Annotated in this window: 7 protein-coding genes, 1 tRNA gene and 1 other RNA gene; 2 read left to right on the forward strand and 7 right to left on the reverse strand. The window is 63.3% G+C overall.

Annotation, left to right across the window (positions count from 1 at the left end):
• The coding region (locus AC4PWQ_RS03515; RefSeq protein WP_492089773.1) for a DNA polymerase III subunit gamma and tau at positions 1–1,296 on the reverse strand (1,296 nt) is incomplete at its 3' end.
• 112 nt (positions 1,297–1,408) lie between these two features.
• Positions 1,409–1,504, reverse strand: an RNA gene (gene ffs / locus AC4PWQ_RS03520) — signal recognition particle sRNA small type.
• Positions 1,505–1,854: 350 nt separating this feature from the next.
• Here ffs and AC4PWQ_RS03525 point away from each other — a divergent pair.
• Positions 1,855–1,942 (forward strand) — tRNA-Ser (locus tag AC4PWQ_RS03525).
• 1,142 nt (positions 1,943–3,084) lie between these two features.
• Here the strand turns inward: AC4PWQ_RS03525 and AC4PWQ_RS03530 are convergent.
• The 4 genes from AC4PWQ_RS03530 to AC4PWQ_RS03545 form a co-directional block, all read right to left on the reverse strand.
• Positions 3,085–4,155 (reverse strand): hypothetical protein, encoded by a 1,071-nt coding sequence (locus tag AC4PWQ_RS03530; protein WP_492089774.1) that lies wholly within the window; start codon positions 4,153–4,155, stop codon positions 3,085–3,087.
• A gap of 135 nt (positions 4,156–4,290) precedes the next feature.
• Complete coding sequence (locus tag AC4PWQ_RS03535) at positions 4,291–4,560, reverse strand: helix-turn-helix domain-containing protein (protein ID WP_492089775.1); 270 nt, start codon at positions 4,558–4,560, stop codon at positions 4,291–4,293.
• A gap of 476 nt (positions 4,561–5,036) precedes the next feature.
• On the reverse strand, positions 5,037–6,041 hold the full coding sequence (locus AC4PWQ_RS03540) for an IS1/IS1595 family N-terminal zinc-binding domain-containing protein (RefSeq protein WP_492089776.1): 1,005 nt from the start codon (positions 6,039–6,041) through the stop codon (positions 5,037–5,039).
• A 272-nt stretch (positions 6,042–6,313) separates the two neighbouring features.
• On the reverse strand, positions 6,314–10,801 hold the full coding sequence (locus AC4PWQ_RS03545) for a cell wall-binding repeat-containing protein (protein WP_492089777.1): 4,488 nt from the start codon (positions 10,799–10,801) through the stop codon (positions 6,314–6,316).
• A gap of 210 nt (positions 10,802–11,011) precedes the next feature.
• On the opposite strand from AC4PWQ_RS03545, the gene AC4PWQ_RS03550 reads away from it, so the two are divergent.
• Positions 11,012–11,686, forward strand: coding sequence for a LytR C-terminal domain-containing protein (locus tag AC4PWQ_RS03550; protein WP_492089778.1), 675 nt, complete (start codon positions 11,012–11,014; stop codon positions 11,684–11,686).
• An 85-nt stretch (positions 11,687–11,771) separates the two neighbouring features.
• Here AC4PWQ_RS03550 and AC4PWQ_RS03555 read toward each other — a convergent pair whose 3' ends face one another.
• Positions 11,772–15,749 (reverse strand): cell wall-binding repeat-containing protein, encoded by a 3,978-nt coding sequence (locus tag AC4PWQ_RS03555; protein ID WP_492089779.1) that lies wholly within the window; start codon positions 15,747–15,749, stop codon positions 11,772–11,774.
• Positions 15,750–15,900: the final 151 nt, after the last annotated feature.

Below are 15,900 nucleotides of genomic sequence, written 5' to 3' on the forward strand. Positions count from 1 at the left end.
CAACGAGTCTCTTGGGACCCATAGACGTTTTTCGTGCGCCGCTTCAGCGGGCTGCGCAGCCGGGCCGGGCCGCGAAGCGCCCGCAGCGGGGGACGCGCCCTGGCCAAAAGTAGCCGGCGCGTGACCGCGCCCCTCAACCCCGGCGGCGGCGCGACCGGCGTGGTCGCCGCGCCCGGGGGCGATGCCCTGCAGCTCGCCCAGCGCCAGCAGCACGCGGGCGCACAGTAGTTCCACGTGCAGGCGCGGACTGGTGGCCCCCACCATGGAGGTCAGGGCTTCGTTGGTTAGGTCGGCGGCGGCGGACAGGGCGGGCGCGCCCAGCGCCTTGGCCTGGTCCCTCATGCGGGCAAAGACGTCTGCTGGCAGGCCGGCTAGGGCGTCGCGTGCGTTCTCCCCGGTCAGGGCCACCACCAGCAGGTCACGCAGGCGCTGCAGCAGGTCCTCAACGAAGCGGCGCGGCTCCTGCCCGGCCCCGATCACGCGCTCAACCACGCGGAAAACGCCCGCGCCGTCGTCAGCGGCGAAGGCGGAGACGATCTGGTCAAGCAGGGTCTCATCGGTGTAGCCCAACAGCGCCACGGCCTGGCGGTAATCCAACTGGCCGCCCACGGTGCCGGCGATGAGCTGGTCCAGCACGGAAAGGGAGTCGCGCACGGACCCACCGCCGGCGCGGATCACTAGCGGCAGCACGCCACCCTCCACGCGCACGCCCTCCCGGGCGCACAGCTCCTCCAGGAAGCGCGTCAGTTCCTCCGGGGGCACCAGACGGAAGGGGTAGTGGTGGGTGCGCGAGCGGATCGTGCCGATCACCCGCTCCGGCTCGGTGGTGGCGAAGATGAACTTCACGTGCGGCGGCGGTTCTTCCACCAGCTTCAGCAGGGCGTTGAAGCCCTGCGGGGTGACCATGTGGGCCTCATCCAGGATGAAGATCTTGTACCGGTCCCGCACGGGGGCGAACGCGGCGCGCTCCCGCAGCTCGCGGGCGTCGTCCACGCCGTTGTGGCTGGCGGCGTCGATCTCCACCACGTCCAGGGAGCCGCCGCCGTTACGCGACAGCTCGCGACAGGAATCGCACACCCCGCACGGGGTGTCCGTGGGGCCCTGCGCGCAGTTCAGGCAGCGGGCCAGGATGCGCGCGGAGGTGGTCTTGCCGCAGCCGCGCGGGCCGGAGAACAGGTAGGCGTGCGTCACTCGGTCCGCACGCAGGGCCGCCATCAGCGGCTCAGTCACGTGGGACTGACCGATAACGTCCGCGAAGGACTCCGGGCGGTAGCGGCGATACAGAGCTGTGGTCACGCCTCTAAGGCTAGTTGCTGCCACCAACACTTGGAGAACCGGAGGGACGGATTTGTGCGCGGCAATGATTTGGGTGCGCCTGGCTTTCGCTGTTTACTGCGCCGCGCGGGCATAAAAGGATCCTCCGCGCACCCAGCAGAGCATCCTTATCCTTGCTGCCTTCCGACCCTGGGGAGGTTCGAATGGTGCCGCCACGCGGAGGACCGCCGCCATTCTAACAGGTGGTGGCCGCGCCGGCAGAGCGGGGCCGCCGGGTGGGGTAGTCTGCGGGGCTGCCCCACCTCTGGCGCGCGGCGCTTCCGTCCGGGGAGCCCGGGCCCGGCGGCGCTCCCCCGCCTTTACGCCGCCCACCCCGGTTGCTGCGGCCGCATGAGGTGCCGCCCGCCGCGCAAGCCCACCTTCCCCGTCGACGACGTTGCCGCGCCCGCCCCCCTCCTTGCCTCGCCTGCGTGTGCGGAGCGCGGGACGGGCGAAAGCCCAGCCAAAAGCGTGACGCGGCCCATGCCTACAGGATTGGCGCCAACTGGCAACTTTGCGTATCATTACTTCTCGTTGCCTGGAGGATTCGCCTAGTGGCCTATGGCGCACGCTTGGAAAGCGTGTTGGGTGCAAGCCCTCGGGGGTTCGAATCCCCCATCCTCCGCCAATTGTTTGCCCCCGGCATTTCGACGCCGGGGGCAAACTCGTTTCTGGGCGCGTGGCACTGGCCATCCACCCCATGCCGCCCCGAACCTCCTTGCGGGGTTCGGGCTAACGCAGTGCGGAACGCCTCCGGGCCCGCACAGCCTGACTGGCGAGCCAGGGATCCACATGGGGACCATCCCACGCGGTGCCCTCCACCGCCACCCGACCGGCGGCACGAACAAGCGCTTTGTCAGCGCCGCCGCATGATCGACGTCGTCGGATGGCTTCCGCCTTACTACATTTCGGGCACTGCCGGGCCGCACTCTTCAACGCTTACGCCGAGCGCTAGGCCCCTGCAAGCATTGACCAGGAAAATCTCGTACTTAGCCGGTTTACTTCGGTAGCCGCAGACGATAATCGGGCTTCAGCCTTTAGCCACTAGAAGGAATGTCCGCCCCGAGGTGTAGCCGGAAACAGTCAACACCACAGCCTCGCTCAGCTGCAGACGCCCCGCTTCGATAGACCGGCGGAGACCTAGAGCATCGGAACCGCTATTCGCACCAACCCATCAATTGCACAGCACACAAGCATGGCAAATTGCCACCGGGCGAGCAAAATGGCCGGCAAGAAAATCTACATATACCGCACACGCTTTCACCATATGCATACGCGGTATATGAAGAACAGTACACCATGCCTTATGGCTGCCACGGGTCGGTGCCAGCACCTTTGATGCCGAGAATCGTGCCGCCGAGATTCAGAGCGAGAGTCATATACTGCTGCTCAATAAGGGCATGCGGCATCTGATCCATCATTTTCTGATTCCCCACCAGGTTGCCGCCCAAGTCATAAACCGTCTCGGCGCCGGAGGTCGTAGAGACGACAACCCTGAGAGCGCCAGGACGGCGCTCACAACTAGAGCCGGGACGGCGGGCCGAGCGACCACATTTCCTGCTTTCACTCCAAGTCTCCTTTACTTGGAGCGCCGATAACATGCGCTTATGGTTATTGCAACAATAGGTTTAGGTCACGACTGTACGCCACCGACATACTCACTAGGACGCCATCCTTTGTTGTAAAGTCACGTTTGTTGCCAGGGCGTGGGTAGCTAAAGGCTTGAAGGGTAGTTCGCGCTGCGAACGCTGGGGCTAGCCTGACTAGCGACTATTTTAGGTTGTCGGGAAGATCATCATGCTTCACAATATAGTCAACCCGTACAACTGGTATTTTTACTTCTGACTGCGGATGCCCCTTCGAAACTGGCGTACCCGGGTCTTCATGTTCGTAAGCGTAATAGTTACCGTTAAAGTCTGGAATTTGCCCCGCCTCATCGCTAAGATCCACGACGGTCACCGCGCGAATTAAAGCAATATCAGGATTATCGACACGAATAGTCTTTACCCAAAATGTTGGATACTTTTCGCTTACTGGTGGTTTATACGCTTTTTCAAGGATGCCAATCGCCGCCACGTCCTCATCGGAAATACGCACCGTCCGAGTCTCTGGACGAGTTGGCTCTTCGTCGGGGTCTTGCCATATAGAGTTTGAATTAGCCCACTCAAACCCTAAGGTATTTGTATTCGGGAATGTATTAGTGACACCCATAAGCAATTGGAGAGTTGTGCTGTTAATTGCTTCAATTTTCTTAAGATCATCTCCATTATGGTAGGATTCGAGGACTTTAACAAACGGAAACAGCTCCTGCGCCCCGAGCATGGCGTTAAGCTGGTTATCATTCGCGGTTAGCGGATCGATGCCGAATAGTGGATTATTTATATTGTCTTCCGTACCGATGGGAATGAGGTCTACCTTGTTATTTATAAATGCAGGATAGGCCCGGTCGTTTGATCCCTCGAGGTACAATGCTGCGATAAACTGGGCTCGCTGCAGTAAAACGTCGTCTGAATTACTTCGGCCAATTTCTCGGATCGTTGCCTCATCTTTTGCATACCAACTCTGCAGGACGTCCACGTAGTCTGGGCGGTAGTCTGGCTTTCCGTATACCTTTGATTCCTGCGACTCTTTCGAGGATGATGACCCATCGGTTGCTAATGCTTCGCCGCTTGGCGGCAGGACTTCAGCGGTTGCGTTGGTTGTGGCGGTGCCACTTGGGCCTTGCGCCTCACTGTTTGCCGAGCACGCAGTCAATCCTGAGAGCGCCAGGATGGCGCTTACAACTGCCAGTGGCCGCCACAGGCGATAACCGGAGGGCTTAGTAACACGCACAGGAGACATGGTCGTTTCCTTTCCAAGCAGGCACGGAGCTGATTACATGCTAGCGGCCACAATTCCGCCCGGATAGGTTGGCATGCATTCAGCCGCGCATCTTGTCTTAGAACTAATACAAGCCCGCCGTTGTTGCGCAGCCTCTCAGCCTTCCCTCGCCGCAGTCGCCATCGCATCCATCCACCGGCGCACGGTCTTGGGTGAACAACCCACACGCCGCGCAACGCGCCGCTGCGACCATCCCAAGGCCATCAGACGCTTTACTTCCACCCGATCTGCCTCTCGGTCACGCACCCCGCCCGTAAGGCCATGTGCGGCCAATACGCGCTGTACTGTGGACGCTGCCAGCCCATACCGCTTAGCGAGCTGTGCATGCGACATCCCCGCCCGCCTATCGGCAAGAAACGCCCTCATCCCCTCTTCACCCAAACGCTCCTCCGCGCTCACATTCCGCTTAGGCCCCCGAGCACTGCCCGGGACGGTGCGCCGCTGGCCCAGCTTCCCACGCAGGCTAACCCAAGCCCCCAGCAAGTAGGAATATTTGGAGTAAGCCCGCAGCTCCCCCGCCAATTGTTTGCCCCCGGCGTTTCGACGCCGGGGGCAAACTCGTTTTGGGCCGCGTCGGAGCCTTCCCTTTTGGGGTTAGCGGCATGAATGTGTGTACGGGCTCGGCGTGTCGGGCCGCGCGCGCCGCAAAAGCCACGCGGGCTGCACGCCAGCGCGTACTTTGGCGTCCGCGATTCGCAGCTGCGCGCGCGACGTTCCTCCCGCCGTCGCCTGTGGGCCCGTTCTGGTGTCCGGCGCCTGCCTGTAGACCCCGGGGCGCGGGTGTGCGCAAACGATTGAGGGGTTAGGGCACCTCTAGAGGGGTTGTGTGACCGGTCGTGGGGTTAGTGCACCTTCCGAGTAGTTACCCGGCCGGGTAACCCCTCGGAAGGTGCATCAACTACTCGAGAGGTGCAGTAAAGGCCCAGTAGGTCGGTTAACCCCTCGACCGTTTGCGCAACGGTGGCCTCGGTTCGGCGGGGCTGGCCGCGCGTCTGCGGGGCCACACCCGATCCCTGGCGGGTAACCAGTGACCTGCTCTGGGCTGGCCGTGTGTCTGCGGGCCGCACGTTGTCGACCGCAACATCCAAGCTCTGGCGGGAGGGCTGGAGGCGCGTCTGCGAGCCGCGAGCCAGCGCGTACTTTGGCGCCCGCGAATCGCAGCCGCGTGCGCGACGTTCCTCTCGCCGTCGAGTGCGCCCGCTGTCAACAACGACCATGTCGGGAGCGGGTAGAGGCTCTAGGAGGGCTTGCCAGGCCGTTTTCTTCTCTTGGTCGCACCACCGCCAGGCAATGACATGCTTGCCGGTGTAAGCCACAAGGAGACACCAGCCTTGGAGATAGGTGGCCTCCAGCATGATCACCGGGTGGACTTCACCAGTTGGGACGGGCTGCGGGATCTCAATGTTCCAGCACCAGGCCGTCTGGGCCCGAAAGGAACGTCCCGTCCCGCCCGTTGAGTACTGAGGAACCGGCCCTAAGAGCCATGCCGCGAACGCCTCTGCCTGGGCGCGTCTGGTGATGTCTGGCCGGTGCTGAACGCTCGATCCGCCGCAGGTCTTGCACCGCCACCTAGTCTTGCCCGCACTCGTCTGGCCATTCCTGACCATCTTCGCTTCACATACACCACAACACGGCGAATTCCTAGTAACGCTCACCGAACACGCTCTCAAAGCATGTCCAACCAGACTCTCACCTACTCCCCCAAAGGAAAAGAGCCCCTCGCGTACACACATTCCTGCCGCTAAACCCCCTTTTGCGTAGGCGAAGCAGTTCCCCGCCGCTGACGAAGCAACGGCACGGCACCACCCGGGCGTCCCCGACCACACAAGCGAACGGTCGGGGTACATGCGACCGATTGGGGACGTGGAACCGTTCGGTCGTATCTACCCGGATCGGTCGTATCTACCCCAATCGCTCGTATTCGCGCCAAGCCTGCCTTGTTGCCCTGGCCATCAGCCTGCGCCGGTCTGCGCTGGGCAGCTCACTGATTGTGGGCGATGGGTCCCCGAAGCGGCACGTTGCACCTCCCCCTCGACTCGTGAAACGCGGGGGTTTCACGCAGATAGAGCGGTGCCCCGCCGCTAGCGAACCAGCGGCGGGGCACCGTTTCAGTGCAGTGCTACTTCAGCAGAGAACGCACGTGTCCTTCTACTCGACCATTCACCACACCGGTGCCACCAAGGATGGTGACCTCAGCGGGCTTGTGCTTGCTCAGGTACTGCACCACCGAGTTCGGCAGTGCACCCTGGCCGGTCAGCAGCAGGATGCCGTCACGGTTGGCGGCCAGCGCAGCACCCGACAGGGCGTCCGCGTAACCCTGGCCGGAGACCAGGACAACGTTCTTCGCGTCCGGAGCGTAGGCCTCAGCTAGGCGCAGAGCAGTGGCGTAACGGTCCTCGCCGCCGATTACCCGCAGGTTCTGACCAGCAATCCAACCAGCGTTCGTGAGCGCACCGGCGGAACGGTAGCCAACAGCCACTACGTCGCCATTGAAGCGCTGCAGGAAGATCTGGGTAGAACGGTCGATCTGGTCGCCGTTGGAGAGCACGATCGCGGCGTCAGCCAAGCTCGCCACCGCGCCAGCAGACAGGCCGTCCGCGTAGCTCAGGCCGTCCACCACAAAGACCCGCTTAATCGGGGCAAGGCGGTTGACCTCGCCGGTGATGAGCTGGGCCGTCTCGAAGCGGCTGGAGCCTCCCAGGCGGACCACGGTAATACCGGCCCGCTTGAGCGCCCTCTCCACCACGGCAGGAACTGAAGAGGTTCCACCCGTGATGTACACCTTCTCGATGCCTGCCTTCAGCATCGCGCTGAGAACGTCAGCCTCCAGGGCGGGAGCCGAGGTCAGCAGCACCGGGCCATTGACGGCTGCAGCCAGCGGGCCCGCAGCCAGCGCGTCCGCGTAGTTGCGACCGGAGGCCAGCACAGCGGTCTTACCGAACTTGCCCTGCTCCATCACCTTGATGGCAGTCTGAACACGGTCAGCACCGAATACGCGCTTGGTGGTCTCCACCGGCGCCGGCTTGGCGAAGGTGTGACGCCACTCGGCAGTGGCACCCTCAGCCAGCACGTAACCCTCGGTGGCCTCAGCAACCACCACGGTCTCCACGCCACGCTTGACGTTCGTGACCTCACCGGAAACAACCTGGCCATCAATCTTGTAAACCACACCAGCAACGGCAGGAATCACAATCTTGTCGCCAGCCTCACCGTCCGGGTCAACGAACTCCACCGCCTGCGGGGTGACCACAGTGGGCTGCGGGGTAGCCGCAGCGAAGGTGTGACGCCACTCGGCAGTGGCACCCTCAGCCAGCACGTAACCCTCGGTGGCCTCAGCAACCACCACGGTCTCCACGCCACGCTTGACGTTCGTCACGTCACCGGAAACAACCTGGCCATCGATCTTGTAAACAACGCCGGTCAGCGTCGGGATCACGATCTTGTCGCCGTCCTCGCCGTCCGGATCAACGAAACGTACAGGCACCGGTGCAACCACAGTCGGCTGCGGCGCCACCACTGCGAAGGTGTGGCTCCACTCGGCGGTAGCTCCGTCAGCCAAGGTGTAGCCGTCGGCTGCCTCAGCAACCACCACGGTCTCCACGCCACGCTGAACGTCGGTGATCTCACCAGTAACCACCTCGTCGTTGATCGTGTAAACCACACCCTCAACGGTCGGGATCACGATCTTGTCGCCATCAGCGGTGGCGTCGTTGTCCACGAAGGTCGGCGCCGCCGGCGTCACCGTCTGCAAGGCGGTCTCGGAGGGCAGCTCGATGCGAATCGGAGCAATGTACTCCGCGTTGATGCCGGCGCTGCCGGTGCGGCGAGCCTTCCAGCTCGTGTTGAAGACGACGTAGCCCGCCTCCAGATCCTCTGCCTTCACCGTGTACTTGGGGTAGCAGGTGTAGCCGTCTTCACCGTGGACATTGTTCCAACCACAGCGGTCAGTACCGCTGCCGGAGGCGTAGGTACCCGTGAAAGTGGTCAGACCGTCACCGGCAACCGCCTCAACGTTGTAGCGGTTAGCGCGGAGTTCCTGACCCTTAACGCGGATCGGGATAACGATCACCTCGCCCACCGTGTAGTTCTCCTTGGGCTGGAACTTAGTTGTGTCCAACGTGGCATTGAACGGACGCAGGATAACCCGCTTGCCCTCGGGGACAGTGGTGGAGAGAACCACCGTTCCCTCCCGTTCAGTGGTGGCATCCCATGAGCTTTGCGAAACGAAGTAGCCCCGTTCCATGTCCTCGGCAGTCAGCGTGTGGAACGGTGCGTTAGCGGCGTTCGAGGCGCAGGTGTATGAGGCATTCGGCTCCAAGTTCGCCCAACGACAGTTCGGAGCAGCAGGCGGGGCGAAGTTAGAAAAGTTCCCACTACGCGGGTAGGAGGTAACTCTACGCGTGGAGGAGTTCGTTACCCGGAAGGTCCAGCGCAGCTTGTCACCCACAGAGTAGGTGTTCTCGTCAGCGTCGTTGGCCTTAACCACGGAGTGCAGGCCGTTGTCCACCACGGTCAGGTGAGAAACCGCCACATCGGAGAGGCTGTATAGCGTCACCTCGGCAAGCGAGGTCCACTTGTTCAGCTGGTCACCGTAAGTTCCCTTAGAAACAACCTTCACGAAACGCACGTTCGCGCCATTGAGCGGGACGATGCGCGCAGCCTTGGAGGTGTCCCAGGTGCCTTCAGAAACCTTGGTCATTCCCTCCTGCGTCTCGCCAGCCCAGATCTCGTAGTCCTTGATCTGACCGTTCAAAGACGCGTCCTGGCGGGGCAGGATGCTCAGGTGCACGCCCTGGTGAACCGCGCCGTAGTCAATCGTGATCTGGTGGGGCAGCGGCACCGGGGAGGTCCAGGAGGTGTGCCAGGAGGTGTTGGGCCTGCCGTCCACCGCGTTTGCGGCCGCGTCAGAGGAAGAGTTCTGCTGCGAAGAGTGGGACACAACGGTCACGCCGTCCGGTGCCACCGGGACGACCGGGAACTCGCCCTCACGCAGAATCACGTTGAAGGTGACCTGCTTGGAAGAAGAGGAGCCATCTACGGTGAAGACAACCTGGCCTGTCGCCTGGCCCGCGTTTGCGTACGGGTAGGGCTTGGCAGACACGTTGACGGTGGTGGACTGGCCAGCCTCCAGGTTCGTCACCTCTGCGGTGCCAAAGGTCCAGCCGCTCAGGCCGGTGATGGTCACGCTGCCGGACGCCAGAGCGCCGGGGCCGGGGTTGGTGATGGTGACCGGAACCTGCACAGTCTGGTCACGGTGGATGTCAATCGGGGTGGTCCCCACGGACGCTGCCGCACAGGTTCCGCCCAGCCAGTCCATGTTGAAGCGAGCGAAGGTGATGTCGTTGTTCTCAGCTTCGTACAGGATGCCGATGTTGCCATCGCCCAGCACGCTCATCACCGAGTAGGCCATCGCGCCGTCCTTGAACTGCTTGGCAGCGGTCCAGGTCTGGCCGTCGTCACAGGACAGCTTGATGGTGCCGTTGACGCGGCTGGAGCGGTTGGCGCTGTTGGAGAACAGCAGCATCTTCGCCTTCGGGTCGTCCGGCTGCGCGTTCGGGAAGGGGCGGATGATGGAGGCATTGTTGCCCGGGTCCACCAGCTGCGGGTCGCGCTTGTAGGAGCCCCAGGTCTGGCCGCCGTCCTGCGAGACGGCCACGTAGCGGTCGCCGTGGCGGGTGGTCTGGCGGGAGTTGATCATGACGGAACCGTCAGAGAGTTCTACCAGCTTGTTCTCGTCGAAGTTGTCGCCCAGCGGCTCGCCGCGGTGCCAGGTGGCGCCGTCGTCGTCGGAGTAGAGCACCACAGCGTGCTTCTGGCCGTTCTTGTTCCACACGGAGTACGGCTGCAGCAGGCGGCCCGCGTGGGTGCCGTGGAGGAGCTGGATACCGTTGCCCGAAGTGGCGAACCTACCCTTCCACTCGTTCTCGTGCCCCTTCGTGATGACATCCGTGACGAAGACCGGCTGCCCCCAGGTGTGTCCACCGTCGGTGGACTTGACGTAAACGGCGTGCAGCACGTTGCGGTTGCTCGGATCGGTACCGAGCTGAGAGCCCCAGATGCCCTGGTCGTAGGACTTCACAAAGAAGGAGTAGACGTGACCGGTCTTGCGGTCCACGATCAGGGACGGGTCGGAGTAGCCGTGCCGCGGCGCGGCGGGCTGCCCCGCCGCCGCCACAGTCTGGGCACCGAAGGTGGTGCCGTTGTCGGCGGAGGTCTTCTGCACGATCGAGTTTGGCTCGGGAGAGTCCCCGCAGTTGTTCGGGCGGCCGTCCCACTGCGCGATGATCTCACCGTCGTTGTTGGTGGCCAGGGCCGGAATGCGGTAGCAGCGGAAGCCTCCCTCTCCACCACGGGCCAGCACCTGCTTGTTCTCGGAGACCGTGGGGTCCACCGCAGCGCCGGAACCGCGCTCGTCAGCGTCGAAGGCCTTGAGTTGGCCAGCCGGAATCGGCGTCACACCGGGGACTGCCGCCGCTGGACTCACCACCGAACTGGGGTCAGTGTCTGGCGAGGCACTAGCTACAGAAGCAACTATCGGTGGCACAAACAGCGCCAAAGTGGCGCCGAGAGCCAACGGCCGCCAGCCGGGGAACATGCTGAAGCTCATTGGAATCCTTACTATTGGGCGTCATTGCCAGGGATATACATGAGCCTAGAGGGTCTTTTCATTTCAGGCAATCTCCTTCCAGACTGGGTGGTGGCCACCCCAACGCCGCCCGGTGTTTTGCCCAACAACGCAAGGAATGGCGCCTCCGCTCAGTCCCCAGGAGGACCGTTACGTCACTGCTTTGCCCTTGTGTCGCGTTATCGTTTGCCCATGCCCCCTACGCTCACCCCGAAGCAGCAACGCAAACAAGCGCTCCAACGCCGCCAGACGATGATCTACGGCGCTCTTCTAGTGGGGATGTCTGCGGTTGGGGTGGGTTCCTTCCTGGTTGCCACTGGCGCGATCCAGGGCCCGTTTGACGTTGGCTTCACCGGAGAGGAGCGCCCCTACCCCGGAGCCATAGTGCCCTGCCCACCGCAGGACGCCACTGCCCTGCCGTACGGAGAGATCACTGTCAACGTCTACAACGGCTCTCCCCTCACGGGTCTTGCCACGCTCGTGTCCTCCAACCTGGAGGGTAGAGGTTTCACTGTCGAGCAGTACGGGAACTACATCGAGGAGTCCTACCCCGGCACCGTCCTAGTCCAGAGCGGCTTGGAGGGTGTGCGGGCCGCCTACACCGTGGCGCAGCTTTTTGACGAACCAGTTATCAATGTTGACGCCCGCCCGGGGGCAACGGTGGAGATAGTGCTAGGCAAGAAAATCACCTCCATGAACGACGTTGCCTCCCCCACTGCCGAATCGACGCCGCCCCCCTTGCAGCCAGCGCGCGGCTGCGTCCCATTCGAGAGCCTGACCGCTGAAAAGCTCCCACCCATCCGGGTCCTCACCGCCATACAGCCTTCAGAGACCGCCACGCCGACAGAAACCACTAAGGCGGAGTAGCGCTTCTTCGAATCGAATACGGCTCGGGGTGGCCCCACCTTTCGGTGGGGCCACCCCGAGCCGTTTCCTGAGCTCAGGCGCCTAGCTACCTACCCAGCAGCAGGCCCTCGATGCGGGACTGCACTTGAGGCTGGATCACCTTGGTTCCACCAAAGAAGTAGACGGTCCCAGTCGGGCGAATATCCTTGAGCACCTCGAAGGTCGGCTGCGGCAGGCTGGCTGCCCGCACTAGGTGCAGCACTCCCCCCTGCCGGGCCAGCAAGGTGGCACCGGTGAGGGCGTCGGGATAATTCTCGCCCGATGCGAATCCAACCTTGCCAGCGTTGGGAGCGAATCGGCGGGCCAGCTTGGCGGAGGTGTCATAGCGGTCGGCCCCAATGAATACATCGAAAGCACCCATCTGCCCCAGGGAGCTGGTTGCAGCCTTGGCGGCCTTGCCACCGACGGCGTAGAGCTCCTTCTGCTTGGCGTTGGCATTCAGGTAGGTGCGGGTCTCAGCAGGGACCTTTTTGCCGTCAGTCAGCAGGATTACCGCGTCCTTCTTGGCCGCGATGGGGGCCGCTGACAGGGCGTCGGCGAAGTTGGTGCCATCCACCAGGAACACGCCACGGGTCTGGCCGCCCTCACCGGTACGCAGCTGGTCCGTGCGTGCCGCGATCTGCGCAGCAGTTGCGAAGCGGTTAGCGCCACCGAGCCGGATCGTCTGGATTCCCAGGCCCTGCACCTGGCTTTCCACCCGCTGGCTCAAAGAACCGGTCCCACCAACCAGGTAAACGGTCTTGATGCTGTTGACCGCGAGCGCCCGCGAAACCCTTGCGTCCAGGGCGCCTGCCGGGTTGAGCACCACCGGTGCGTCCAACTCTGCCGCTAGCGGCACCGCCGCCAGGCTATCTGCGTACGAACCGCTCGTGGCAAGTACTACCACCCCAGACTTAGTGGGATGCTCCGCCCAAATTGCCAGGGAGGTGACCACGCGGTCGGGGCCGGCCAGTCGCTTGCCGCGCACCGGCTCCGGCGTGGCCGTAGTGGAAACAGACGGCTCCGGCGTCGCGGTAGTGGAAACAGACGGCTCCGGCGTGGCCGTAGTGGAAACCGACGGCTCTGGCGTCGCGGTAGTGGAAACAGACGGCTCCGGCGTCACAGCAACTGCGTAGGTGTGACTCCAGGAAGCCTGTGCCCCCTGAGCCAGCTGGAAGCCCTCTGCAGCCTCAGCGGTGATAACGGTTGCCTGGCCGCGCACCGGCACCGCCACCTCCCCGGTCACTGCCTTTCCATTCAGCTTGTAGACCACGCCCTCCACACTCGGAATGGTGATCTTGTCCCCGTCGATGCCCTCGGGGTCGTGGAACGTCGGCGCCAATGGCGTGACGATTTGAAGCTCCCTGTCCACCCGCACCGGCTTGGGCAGGCTCAGCTGGCCCTTGGAAGGGGACTTAATGGTGGCAACGTAGTCGCCGCCAGTGGCGTTGGCCGGGATGAGCACCGGGATCCGAGCCTGCCCGTCGGCGCTAACCCGCCCCACGGCAGTCAGCACCTTCGCGCCATTGGCGAGAGTGACCTCCACGTCCTCGCCAGGCGTGGCGCCTTCAAGCACCACCACTGCACTGTTGCCAGGCTCGGCGATGTGCGGGGCCAGGTGGGTGGCCGCAAACTGCGTCACCTGGTCGGGAAGGGGCTGCGGGGTCACCTCGAACGGGACCCACCAAGAGTCAGCAACATCCACATCCAAAGCGTCAATATCGAATTCGGCGGCCACCTTCACGCTGGAAGGGATCTGCAGGCGCAGCTTGGTGGCAGCAGGATCCTTCATGCGGGCGGACTTCTTCTCCACGCCGTCAATGAACCACTTGTAAGTGCCATCGCCGGGCAGAACCAGGCTCACGCGCAGCGGCTCGTTGGCCCGGTAGGCCATATCCGTGGTAGCCCAGGTGCCGTTGTCGGTGTAGGCCAGCTTGCCGGTATCCGCCAGGGACACGAAGGCAGCCGGGCGCTCATCCTGGGTGAGCAGGTGGATACCCAGCGCCGCGTCGAGCTGCTTGGCGGTCACGGTGAAGCTGACCACCTTGGGGGCGGCGTTTCCGAGCGGAATGACCACCTTTGTGGTCGGCGGGTTGTTCATTGCGCTGCGGGAAAGCCTGAGCAGGCGGTTGTCTGCGTCCGTCACCACACCAGGTGTGGGGTTCTGGGAGCGGGTCCAGCCGGCGGGAACTGCGCCCTCGTCAACCTGCTCGAAGTCCTGCCCCCACCCGGTGGGCGGGTTGGTCCGAGCCACCGTCAGCTCAACCGGGCTGGCCGCCACCGGCGTCTCGCCAGCGAATGCGGAGGCAATGAGAGCGTAAGTGCCGTCATGCACGGCCGGAGCCAGGTTCAAGGGCACCGTCACCTCGGCAGAGCCCTCTGCGGGGATTTGGGCCTGCACATAGTCACCGCTCAGACCAACCGCGCCGGCCACACCAACCTGCACGTCTAGGTCGCGGTGGCAGGTGGAGGAGGCGTCGAACGCGGCGCTGACAGCAGTGCCGCTCTCGATGCGCAGCTGAGCCTTCGGGGTCAGGGATACGCGACAGGTCTGCGCCTCTCCCGGACCGGCGGCGGTGACCAGCGGCTGCGCCAGCGGCGGTTGGAAGGCACCCAGCTCAGCACCAGCGGCGCTGTAGGGACGCCCCGCGTAGTCGCGCAGCTTGCCCGCCCAGTCCAGGTAGTTCCAGGCAACGCTCTTGCCGGTGGGGGCGGTAGCCAACTGGTAGGCGTACGGGTTTAGCTCGCCAACCGTGCCAGAGAACGCGGCCGAACCGGCCACGTTGTTGGTGGCCCCAGCAGGGGCAGAGATGTTAGTGAAATGGTTGTTGTTGATGATCAAGCCATCGGCGGGCTTGACGAAGTTAACGGCAGCCCCGGGCTCGGCGTAGAAGAGGTTGTTGACGATGGTCACCTGCGGGGAGGCGCCGTTGGCGTCAGACCACACCGTGGTGCGCGGAATGCCCTTGGAGTAGTAGAAGGTGTTGTTGGCGATCACGCCACCCTGCAGGGAGCCACCACAACCGTGCATGAAGGTGCGGGCCTCGTCGTCGATGGAGACGTTGTTGTGCACCGCAAAGTGGTTGAGTCCCCCATAGCCTTGGGCCGTGTACGGGTCCGGGCACACCAGCAGGAAGCCGCCCTGGTTGTTGTGGGAGAGGTTGTAGCGCACCACCACGTTCTTCGATGCGTGGTCAATGTCAAACGCGTTGGAGTCCAGCGTGTTGCCCACGCCACCGGAGACGTGGTTGTACTGCAACACGATGTTTTCCGCGTTTGCCATCCAGATGCCCGCGTTGTAGGCGCGCACACCGGTGTTGAAGCGGTCCAGCCTGTTGTGCTCGGCAACGCCCCCCACGATGTTGTGTAGCACGATGCCGTCACCGCCGATGTTGGTCAGACGGTTGCCGGTCACCAGCACGTTGCGGTTGGGGGTGAATGCGGCGTGGCACTTGTCCTCCCACCGTCGCAGCTCGGGGCGGCGGCACCAGTTGGACCAGAAGTAGATGCCCTGGCGCTGAACGTCCTCGATTACGTTGCCTGCCAGCACCAGATCGGTGAAGTAGGTGGGGGTGGCGCTGCCCAGGGTCTCGACGATAATACCGCCAGCCGCGTTGGGGCCCTTGCCCACAAAAGCCCACGGCTCAGCGTTCGTCGTGGAAGGCATGTAACCGCCCACGTTGTGGATGTAAAGGTTGCGGGCCGTGAAGTGGGGAAGCTCGCCTGCGTCCGTACCTACCACGGAAAGTCCGCGACGCATCGAACGGTTATCACCCGGAGCTTGTAACTCCAGGTTTTCCACCGTGACATACTTCGGGTTTTCAATCTGCAGCGCCCACCGGGCACCGCCAGCGTTGATGCCAGCGCGCTCTGGCCCCTCCCCGTAGTCGGTGACGGTGATAGGCGCAGCCGCAGTTCCTTGCGGCGTGATCGTCACAGCGCCAGTGCAGGTGACGCCACGTTTAAACGCGAGCGTGGTCCCCGGCTCCAGGTTTAGTGCATTGACCTGCGCCACGGTAGTTAACGGTGATTCGAGTGTTCCCACCCCCTGTCCCTGCGTGGACGAACAATCCACATAAATCGTTGACGGCTCTGCAGCCTGCGCAACGGGAGAAAATGTTGCTACCGCTAGAGCGCCTGTCAAAAGAGCAGCAGTTGGCAGATAGGCACGCGTCTTTGCATCCATACACTCACTT

The sequence above is a fragment of the Buchananella sp. 103232 genome, assembly GCF_058725725.1.

What these genes read in the sequence shown, in the direction of transcription:
- AC4PWQ_RS03540 (WP_492089776.1), bottom strand. Translation starts at nt 6,041, where the DNA reads ATGTACCCCGACCGTTCGCTTGTGTGGTCGGGGACGCCCGGGTGGTGC.
- AC4PWQ_RS03550 (WP_492089778.1), top strand. Translation starts at nt 11,012, where the DNA reads ATGCCCCCTACGCTCACCCCGAAGCAGCAACGCAAACAAGCGCTCCAA.
- AC4PWQ_RS03530 (WP_492089774.1), bottom strand. Translation starts at nt 4,155, where the DNA reads ATGTCTCCTGTGCGTGTTACTAAGCCCTCCGGTTATCGCCTGTGGCGG.
- AC4PWQ_RS03545 (WP_492089777.1), bottom strand. Translation starts at nt 10,801, where the DNA reads ATGAGCTTCAGCATGTTCCCCGGCTGGCGGCCGTTGGCTCTCGGCGCC.
- AC4PWQ_RS03535 (WP_492089775.1), bottom strand. Translation starts at nt 4,560, where the DNA reads ATGAGGGCGTTTCTTGCCGATAGGCGGGCGGGGATGTCGCATGCACAG.